The 11138-nt window shown below is 44.8% G+C and carries 2 protein-coding genes; one reads left to right on the top strand and one right to left on the bottom strand.

Features of this window, described 5'->3' with window-relative positions; all coding sequences use genetic code 11:
- Window positions 1-178 precede the first annotated feature (178 nt).
- A complete protein-coding gene (locus BCT81_RS28720; protein ID WP_102426637.1) occupies window positions 179-2026 on the bottom strand; it encodes a M3 family metallopeptidase in 1848 nt (615 codons plus the stop codon).
- Between the two features lie 254 nt (window positions 2027-2280).
- Here BCT81_RS28720 and BCT81_RS28715 point away from each other — a divergent pair.
- On the top strand, window positions 2281-11138 hold an 8858-nt coding region (locus BCT81_RS28715; RefSeq protein WP_102426636.1), incomplete at its 3' end, for an RTX toxin.

Raw genomic sequence — 11138 nt, 5'->3', positions numbered from 1 at the left:
AGTATATGGCATTCATAGAAAGTCTTTGAGAAGCGTTGAATCGGTTGATATTGAATTTGATACCGAAACACGCTCGGCGTGCGCTACGGCGTAATGCCAATATTGAAAAGAAAAAGGACGATTAATATCGTCCTTTTTTACTTTTATCGTTTAATCCACGAGTGATAGTGAACGTTGGTTATCGTCCGTATTTTTCAATAATAAAACGCTCAAAATCATCACACATTTGTTCATTCGACTCTTCATTATTCGCTAATTCAGTTGCGCCGTCGACGATCGATATTTTCGCCTTTAAATCTGCGACTTGTGCACGTTCACGAGAAGCCAGTTGTTTGATCTTTTTCTCTTCAATTGCCCATGCTTGATCAGGTGTTAAGTTGCACTCGTCAGCAAGGTATTTGGCATTGAAGCCCTCACCAGTCAGACTCTCTATTGTTCCATTGTGATTTACGCTATTGCCTTTATACCAATAGTGCTTAGCCAATAAAGGGCCGATCTCAGGGTTGTCTGTTAAGTAACCGAACTTGTCAGTGAAGTAAGCTCGCGTTTGATACACCGCCATGTGAGCCAGCAGGTAACCTTGGTATGCGCAAGAGGCTTCGTCTGATAACAGGTGCGGGATCGCCATTAATGGACGTGGGCTGCAATCCAAACCGAGTATGCTTTTTTCGCTACGACGAGCGAGTTCTGTGATCTTCTCAGGCGTAAGATCTTCATCAGCCATCTCATACAGCGCTCGTTCAAAGTAAGGCACCACAAGAATACTGCGCTCTTGGTAGGCTCTGAATGGCTGCTTGCTATCAATCATTGCTTTGATGAGCTCATCAGGCACTGGTTGGCCATCTGCATCGACCGCATACTGTTTTAGCCAATCGGCGTCATTCAACAAGCTGTCACAGAACATGGATTGCGTTTCCGCGTAAGCCATTGAGGTCGGTGCAAACTCTTGAGAGAAGCACGGCGCGTTCATTTTCACGTTAGCAAAGTGGGCTGCATGCCCACCTTCGTGAAACAGTGTGTTGATCCCATCATAGCCACTGCCGACTTGATCGGGCTTAGCGTTACTTGTGAAGTTGACTTGAGCTGGCACCCAAGTGTCTTGGTCATAGAACGAAGGAATAGGCCCGTGACAGAAACCATTAGGGTATTTACCTTTGCGATCTAGCAAATCTAACTTCAAGGTGGCTTGAGAGTATTCGATATTCAGGCGGCCAAAAGACTCAATCCAGCGTCTCAATGACTTTGAGAAAGGGACGTAAGGGTCGAGGTCATTCATCACGTCACCCGCAAAAGAGTAGGTGAAGTTATGGCCTTCGAGGGCGCTTTGACCCTTTTGCGCAGCTAAGTTGGTGAGACTTTTTTGGTGACTATCACGGGTACGAGCCTCAAAGTCGTCCAAAATCGCAAACAGCTGTTCTGTGGTCATCTGCTCAGTTTTTACGACGGAATAATCGAAAAATGTTTTGAACCCCAGAGACTGGGCAAACTTATTACGTTTTTTGATAAGTTCAATAAAGCCGTTCACAAGTAGCCATTGTTCTAGCCCCAATAAGGCTTGGTGTGCTGAACGCCTAACTTGCTCACTACTGTTACTTCTCACGGCTGAACCTAGGACAGGAAGCGAGCCTTCTGTTTCTTGTCCCTCTTCATTTACGTAAGTCATCACGTGGTTTTGTTTTTTCTCAAACAGTTCAGCTTCAAACTTGATGAGGTCTGCTTTGAGCGCTTGTGAATTCTGCGACTCAATAGCATGCGATTTGAACGTAGCTAACCAACCATTGAGCCCGGTTAAGGTGCTCTCTTTTTCTTGAAGGTCTTGAATCTGGTCGAGGGTACTTAGTTGGGCTTCGATAGCCTTTATCTGCTCAGCAGAGCTCAGAAACTCGGTCCACTGAGTTTGAGCGAGGGTTGAGCCATCATGATCGTCACTGATGCCCATGTAGGTATCCCAAAAGAAGTCTTCTTTGGTTTTGTGAGTTGCAAGATACTTGTGATTCAGTTGGTTGAGGTAGTTCGTTGCCGTCATGACATTCCTTGAAAATTAATCAGTAATTTCAACATTATGACACATTCATTGAATGTATTTTGTGACGATAGATATAACTGAATGCAAGTCACAGCATATCGGTTTACTTTACAGCGTATCAATGGTAATTAATTAACTGTTAATGATTTGTTGATTGCTAGTATTTGTGAGAGAGAGTTCGCTGACTTCTCCAGCCTTTTATTGAGTAAATTGATGCTCTCAAGGTCAGCGTTTTTGTAAGGAAGAGGTTTAGGATGGATCCTATTTTATATATCGAAGTTGGCGGGGTAATTTGGCAGGTGTTTCCTGACGGTACTTGGCAGCCATTACCCGCTACGCAAGCGAAGGTCGATGGCGTGCAAGTGGTGAGTATTCAATCTCAAAACTTGGACCAGACTCAACCTCTGACAGAACCACAAATAGAAGCTGTAGAACAACAGTTGGAAAAGGTGGTGACACAGCTTGTAAACAACATTGAAAGCTCGCCAGAACAGTCGAGTGCTTCAAACGACCAACCTAGCGCTAGTGCCTCTTTTATTGCCTATGTCCGATCTACGCTAGACGAAACCCTGGCAGAAGCCGGTTTTGATACTCGACCAACAGAATACTTTGAAGACGACACAACATCGAATGAAGGCAACCTCGACATACTTTTACCGAGTGCTGCATTAACCGTTGATATTTTAGATGGTGGTGATGGGTACGAAAACCAGTTCGAAGTACCTTCAGTTACGATAACTGGTACTGCCGTTGATGTTCGAGACGGGCGTACCGTTCTTCTAACGATCACTGACATTAATGGTAATACGGTAACCACAACGGCAACCACGAGCGATGAAACCTATGTGGTAAACGGCGTTGATCTCTCTTCATTAACAGAGGGTGATCTCAAGGTCGATGCGGTGATTGCTGATGAGTTTGGCAATAGCATTGCAGCTAATGACTCAACAATCAAAGACACCCTAGCCACAATCGATGTCGATTTTGATGGTTTTGGTGATGAGTTTTACAACCAGTTCGAAATTGCCAACGGAGCGCTAGTCGGCACCGTTGCCAATGTTGAAGATGGTCAGACGATAAGTATTTCCATTACTGATAGCCAAGGCCTCACCCAAGAATACACAACGACTGTATCGGGTGGTACATGGACTCTCACCCTTCAAGACTATTCAAGTTTTGCGGAAGGGGAGCTGTCGGTGATTGCTAACACCATCGATATCGCCGGAAACCCAACCACAGCGACGGACACCATTGTCAAAGATACGCTGGCGAGCATCACTGCAAGTGTTGATGATGGCGGCGATGGTGTTCTCAATAGTTTCGAAATCCAATCTGCCAAATTCTTTGGTACGGTACAAAATGTTGAGGATGGCCAAACGGTCAACATCCGAATTTCAGACAGCACCACCAACGTGATCGTTCTAACGGCAACGGTTGTGAATGGTGCTTGGTCTGTCGAAGGTGTCGATTTAACGAGCTTTGCAGATGGCAGTATTTCTATTGAGGCTGACACTATTGATATCGCAGGTAACCCAGCGAATGCAGTAAATAGTGCAGGGGTCATTGTTATTGATACTGTTTCGCCAGTTATTGATATTGATACGTTAGATGGCTTTAGTATTTTGGCATTTCGTAGTGGCCAACTTACCACCATGCAGGGTACAACCAATGTTGCAGAAGGGCTCCCGGTTTACATTGAAGTAAGCGATGGGACTCAGACACTAGTCTCTGAAGGTGTTGTTGACTCTTCGGGTAACTGGCTGGTGGAAAATATTGATATTTCTGCCCTAGATTCATCTGCGGAATGGACGATTGACGCAAAAGTTTTCAATACCGTCGGCAACGAGGCCATCGATGATATGCCGACGATTATTCTTCCTGAATCTGTGGTGTTTTCGGAAAACGTCATCGGTATTTTTGGCGATGAAACACAAACATCCGATATTCGCATCGATTTTGCAGATTTCTCATTTGGTGATGATCAAAGTCTAGCTGAGTCATTAACCTCTCAAGGCTTAACGATCACTGTCGCAGTATCGGCTGACAAGCAAAGCTTGGTTGGAACACGAAGCGATGGCCAAATTGTATTCGATGCTGCTATTTCCGGCAGTAACGTAAACATCAACTTCTATAAGGCGATCGACCAAGAGGCTGGTTTAGATTCAATTCAGACCGCGCTGGTCATTGAAGGTTTACAAACGGATGCCGACGGCACCACAGAACTCGTTATTGGTCATCTGCCTATTGTTATTAAAGATTCGGATCCACTCATTTTTGATGAATCTTATGAAGTTATTGAAGGTGAAGTGGTATCTGGCAATGTACTTAATAACGACATCGATCTTGATACCCAGCTAACTATAAGAAGCGTTGAAGTTGATGGGTCGACACAAACAATATCAGGTAGCGCTCCGGTATCATTTACTCTAGATGAGGGTGTTTTAACCGTCTTTGCAAATGGTCATTGGACATTTGTCGCCAACAGAAACTTAGATCACACCGTAGCTCAAAACATCAGTTTCAACTATGTCGCCGGCGATAGCAGTAATGACTTCGGAAATGGCACCGCGGTTATCGATATTTTTGATGGTGATGCGGGGTTAGTTGTCGATGGGACAACGACCAGTACGGAAGGTGACGTATCTGATGGAGTCCAAACTGTCGTCGGTCAGTTTACTGTTTCCGCAGGTTCAGACAATCCAGATCCCGCCTCGATTGTATTTAATGCCAATACCTTAGTGCAGTTAAATGCCCTGGGCTTGACGACTGGGGATGAGGAGTTTCCTCTAACTTACACGTTAGCCAATGATGGTAAAACGATTACCGCACAAGCAAATGGTGAAACGATATTCACGCTATCGTTGAGCGCAGTTGCCAGTGGGATTGATGTTCTAGCAGATGTCACTTTAGTTTTAGAGCAGCCTATAAACCACCTGATCAGCAACGATTCTATTACTTTACCACTTATTATTGATGGGGAAGATTTAGATGGTACTGCTTTAGAGCAAGGGCAATTTGATTGGATTATCCAGGATGGGGTTGATCCGGTATTAACGTCAACTAGCAATGCTGCTGTGGACGAATCTGATCTTATTAATGGCAGTGTCTCTGATACTGGTATTTTTAATCTCAACGTCGGGAGTGATTTTGTCGAGTCAGTCTTTTTCGATGCTGCAGATCAGCCGCAGTTATTTAGTGGCGGTGTACAGATCATTTATGTGGTCTCTGCGGATGGAAGTGAACTTATTGGCTATGTTGGCTCTGAAAGTGCTGATAATAAAGCATTCACCTTGAGCTTTACCTCTCCTTCTGGTGAGGCGGATACTGATGTTACTTATACTTTTGAACTCTTTAAGGGACTCGACCAAGAAAACATTACAGACGAACTTCCATTTGTTGTTACCGCCAGAGATGATGACAACGATGAAACCAAGTTAACCTTGAATGTATCAGTGACTGATGGCGGCGAGCCAACGATTGGTTCTGGAATGGTTGAATTGAGTGAAATTCCTGTTGCTGATAGTACTCCATCGGGAGTTGGGTCAACAGCAAACGTGAGCTTAGCCGTTACCGCAGGTAATGACCCGCTGGTTTTCTTAGGTTTGGATGTGACCACGGACCAAGCTGTTCTTGATAGTGATGGTGTAGCAGTAACCAGCAATGGTGAAGCGCTGACTTGGCGTGATAACGGTAATGGTACCTTTGATGCGGTTCTTGGTAATGGTGATGCTGTTTTCAGAGTCAAATTACCAGATAGCTTCAGCCTTGAAGCCAATGGTTCAACAAGCGTTGATGTCGTTATAGAGTTATATCAGTCCATTGATCATGGCTCTGGTTCTAAAGATACTGAGCTGACGATTCCTGCTTCTATCGTCACCATTGACTCCGATGGTTCGAGAGACTCGCAAGCGTCTGATATAAAAATCTATGACGGTAAAGATCCTGAAATTTCGGTGACTGGAAGCATCTCAGTTGATGAAGATGGTTTGTTAGGGGATGGTCAGCAAGTTGGAGTAGAAGATAGCAGCCCATCTTTGGGGATTATTGAGGGCTCTGATGATGTTGTCTCTGTCACGGTCAACACCGCAGCATTTGATGCACTAAGCTACACTAGCGCTGGGAAAGCGATCTCCCTTCAAGCTGTTGATTCTGATGGTTGGTATTACGGGCAAGATACTGATGGCAACAACGTCTTTAGAATTCGTTTTAATACTGACGGGACCACTGAGTTTGATCTCTATGCACCGCTCGATCATGCAAATGCTGATGGAGAGAACAATCTAGCTCTTAATTTTGAGTTGGTGGTGAACGATGCGGATGGAGACAGCTCAGATCCTGCTATTTATTCCGTCAACGTAAAAGACGATGTGCCGACTGCTCGAGATGGTTCTATTGAAATGGTTGAGGGTGATAACCTTACTGGGCAATTCTTAACCGAAGAGTTTGCAGGCGCCGACGGTGCAGAAATCATTAGCGTCACTTATCGTAATGTCACTTATACGTTTGATAGCGCAGGTACGCCAATCACGATCGAATTGATTAATGATTATGACAACGAGTCAATTTACGGCCAGTTTACGCTTTCACCTGATGGTAGTTACCAGCTCACTACGAATCCTAATGTAACGACTGATCCAAATGATCCAAAAATCGTTGATGACATTGATTATTTGGTGCGAGATGCGGATGGTGATGAAGTCACCAGTAATGCAGAGCTCGTACTGGACGATAACGAAGGTTTTATTCGTTATGAAGACTCAGAAACCACAGAAGATAACGATGCAATAATTGTCGTTAGTGTTTCAACTGGTGATATTGACCAAAGTGAAACCGTTACCGCTATCGAGTTCTCCGAAGCATCGTTAAATGGCGGTAGTTTGTATCTTGATGGGGTATTGCTTCAAGTTGTTGACGGCAAGGTCACCCTATCTGGAAGCCAGCTGACGATGATTGATAGTCAGTTTACGGGGCCGAACGGGCAGTTAACCTATCGCCCTGCGCTTCATGAATCCAATACTACGTCGACGGTTATATTGGCAATCAATGCCATCATTAGTACCGACACGGTACCAAAAGAGCTCACCGCTGATATTGCTGTTTCTGTTTTGCCTGTAGCTGACGCTCCAGATTGGTCTGATTCGGTTTTCACTTATCAGTCTGTGGAAGATGACGTCGACCCTATCAAGCTTGATATTACCGCTCAACTCGTTGACCAAGATTCGTCGGAAACGCTAACTTATACGATAAGTGGTATTCCAGATGGTCTGAATATCACCTTGAACGGAAATGCCGTTAAAGAGGGTAAGGAGTACACTCAGAATCAAATCGACAAAATGGAAATCAGAGCGGATGGGAACCTTGCTGGTCGATTCGAGTTTGAGATAACTGCGATTGCCACTGAATCCGGAAACTCCTTTGCAGATCCTAACGATAAAACAGCCGAGATTGTTCATACTGTCACTGTGGATATATCGCCAGATGCAGATACCCCGAACTTGTCGGTTAAAGACTATAAAGGGCTTGAAGACGAGCCTATCTATTTAAAAGAGGTGATTGAGGGCTCTCTTACTGACACCGATGGGTCTGAAACACTCAGTTATATTATTGAAGTTCCAGAGGGGTGGTCAATACTCGGGGATGGAACTGCTCTAATCGGATCGAATACTTACTTTGTGCCTGCGAGCGCAATCGAAAGCGGTGTTGCTTATATACAACCCAAAGAAGACATCAGTTCATTTACTGAAGACTTATCGATAAAAGTAACAGCAGTTGCTACAGAGTCGACTGTCGACTCGCTTATTCCGATCAATGGGCAGGCATCAAGCGACACTGAAACCATCAATATATTCCTTAAAGGTGTGGTAGATGAGCCGATCGTTGTAGACGGAGGCAATGCGCACTGGGAATACGATAGCGATACTAAAGTTATCAGCAATCAATCGGTGCTTAATGAAGATGGTTTGATCCGACTGGATTTTGTGGTCCAAACTTCGGACGACGATGTTTCAGAAGAGATCAACATACTGCTGACTAACATCCCTGAAGGCACTTTGCTGGTGGATGCATTGGGAGAGCCAGTATCGCTGACAATTGCGTACATTGATGACATTACAGGGCCAGTCTTCCAAGTTTCTAACTCTCAACTCAATGATTTATACCTCAAGCCAGTACCTGATTTTAGTGGTGAATTAGAGCTCACAGTCATTGCTATCTCAACGGAACCTGATGGTGATTCGGGCGAATTTCCGATGACCTTAAAGGTCGAGCTAGCACCTGTCGTTGATCAAGAAGATGGTCAAGTCGTTAGCACTCAAGGCATCGAAGACAGCCAAATAGGTTTGAACCTAGAGCCATCTGTGAATCAAGATGTGGATGGCAGTGAGTCCTTGACGGGGTATGTCATTGACAGTCTTCCGGCTGATCTGACTCTCTACTTTGACGGTAGTGTGATTGAAGTGCCTGCTTCAGGTTTAGATTTAGAGAGCCTATTAGATAGCACAACGCCAACCCTTTCAGAGCTTTTAAACAGTGGCAGATTATCTGTAACTGCAACCGAAGATTTGAGTGGCACATTCACAATACCAATTACCTATGAAGTGACTGACACCTCGCCAACAGGGGCAACGGATGTAAAAGACATTTCAGGCACAATCAGTGTCACCGTAGATGCGAGAGTTGAATTAGATACTCGTTTAGAGAGTTCCGGGCAAATATACATCAGCGATGATGGCTCACCAGTCAACGTATCGGACGCAGTCACTTTTGTTGATGCTGATATCGATGGCTCAGAGTACTTAGATTACATCTTGATCGACGTGCCTGATGGCTATTCTTTGATTATCGATCACCCTAATGGTGCAGCCCAAGACGGTTCAGGGAACTGGATTATTTCGGCCAATGGGCTGACGAGTGATTCAATTCAAGAACTGGCTCAAGAAATCTTGAGTGGTATGACAATCTCTAGCCCGAATGATACACCGGTTCTAGATATCGTTGTTCGAGCTCGTGTTATTGATGGCGAAGACTCGAAGTACATTAATACTTCATTTCAAATTCAGATCACCGGACATGATGGCGGTGGAGGCTCTTGTGACCCTGTGGGGCCACCTAGCCCAATCCAACCTGATGGCGAGATTAAGACTCCCGAAGGTGAAGATATCGACTTAACGGGTTTACTAAATACCGATGTAGCGAGTGACCCTGATAACGAAATTTCTTTTTATATTCCAGCAGATTCACTACCTGAAGGCGTAGAAATTTCTGGTGATGGTGTGATTGCAGAATACGACGCATCAGCTGAAATTGTTGGTTACTCGATTACTGCTGATGGCTTGTCAAAGTTAACCCTAACCGGGTTGGATGAAGACTTTGCTGGTTGTATCGACTTTACGATAGAGACCATTGAGACCTCGCCATGTAACGGTCAGACCGTCACCACAGAACAGACAATTAGCATTCAAGTTCTGCCTGTTGTTGATGACATTACGGTGGAAGCTGACTCTATGACAATTCAAGAAGATACAGCGACAGACCTTAACCTTGAGCTTGTGTTAGGTGACAGTGTCGAAGACGGTCAGCTAATCACTGGTGAGGGCAACAGTGCGACCGGTAAAGAGACCGTTAACTCTTTAACCATTACGGTATCAAACGGAGGAACTCTATCGGAGAGCCCTTCCGATACAGGTTTGTTGGTTGATAATGGTAACGGTACATGGACGGTTACAGACCCTAGCCGATTGAGTGATGTGTTAGTCACACCTCCTGAACATTACAGTGGTGAGATTACCCTGACTGTGACAGCCAATATTACCGATGAAGCGGATTGTGTTACTGAAACCGATACGCAAGATAAAACCACAGTGGTGACTATCACTGTTGAGCCAGTCGCGGATGAGGCTAATTTGGTCACACAAGACATTATTGGTGATGAAGACACTTATATCTCATTGTCCTCACTCAGTGCAGAACTGATTGACCAAGATGGCTCTGAAAATATGTCTTTGGCACTAAAAGGTGTGCCTGAAGGTGCCGTGGTTGCGATAAAAGTGGGAGACTCTTATGAGTTGGTTCCAAACAACGGTGCAGATGGCGGCACCTTCAATGGAAACCCTACTTATGAGTGGCAATTAGATCCAAGCCAACTTGCAAACTTGGTCATTATGCCGCCAAGAGATTTCAGTGGAGACATGAATTTGGTGCTTGAGGCAATCACTCAAGAAATCGGCACTACTGAAATTCGTTATACCGAATCTGACTTTACCGTAGGGGTGAATCCTATTGGTGATAAGGTGGAATTCTTCGACTTACCTGAACAGATGACAGGCAGTGAAGATGAAGGCATTGTTATTCCACTTGATGCGAATAGTTTCGAGACCAACAGTGATGAATTTTTATTAATTACAGTCACGGTGAATGGGACTTCGGACCCTTCGGGTTTAACTGGGCTTGATAGAATTCGCATTGGTTCTGAAACAAGCTCTTTCACTAATGTTGGCGGCATTATACAAGCTTCGATCCTCGTTAAAGCAAGTTCTGTTGATGAACTTGAGTTCTTTGCTGGCGACGCTTGGGGCAACCTCGATATTACGATCACTGGTCAAACGGTTGACCAAAATACGGTGCTTGGTAATTTGGTCACAGATACTGGCGAACCAAGTTCACAAGATATGACTTTGGTGATTACACCAGAGCCCGATGCGCCGTTGCTAAGCCTTGAATACCCATCAATTGTCGCTGAAGCGAGCGGCACTATTCCTCTTGGTTTAGACCTTTCTCTCGTTAACCCTGCCGATTCTGAGGAGGGTTTTATTATCATCTACGATATTCCTGCAGGTTTAACTTTCTCGCATGGTTCTATGGTCGATGGTCAGTATGTCGTGGAATTAGCGGATGTGCCTAATCTAGCGATTACCGGCGGCTACAACAGTGGTGATCAATTTGATCTAACGATTGAGCCATCAGCAGAAATCGGCAATAACCAAGCGGTTGGGCTCCCACAAACCGTATCGGTTGAGTTTGTGGCTGAAGGGGACTCTACGATTACCGCAACAGACGACAATGATTTGCTAATTGGTGGTACGGGCTCGGATAGTTTTGTATTTGAATCTTCAGG

Source organism: Vibrio sp. 10N.261.52.A1 (genome assembly GCF_002876325.1).
Classification (GTDB): Bacteria; Pseudomonadota; Gammaproteobacteria; order Enterobacterales; family Vibrionaceae; genus Vibrio; species Vibrio chagasii.
This window is presented reverse-complemented; position numbering and strand designations above follow the sequence as displayed.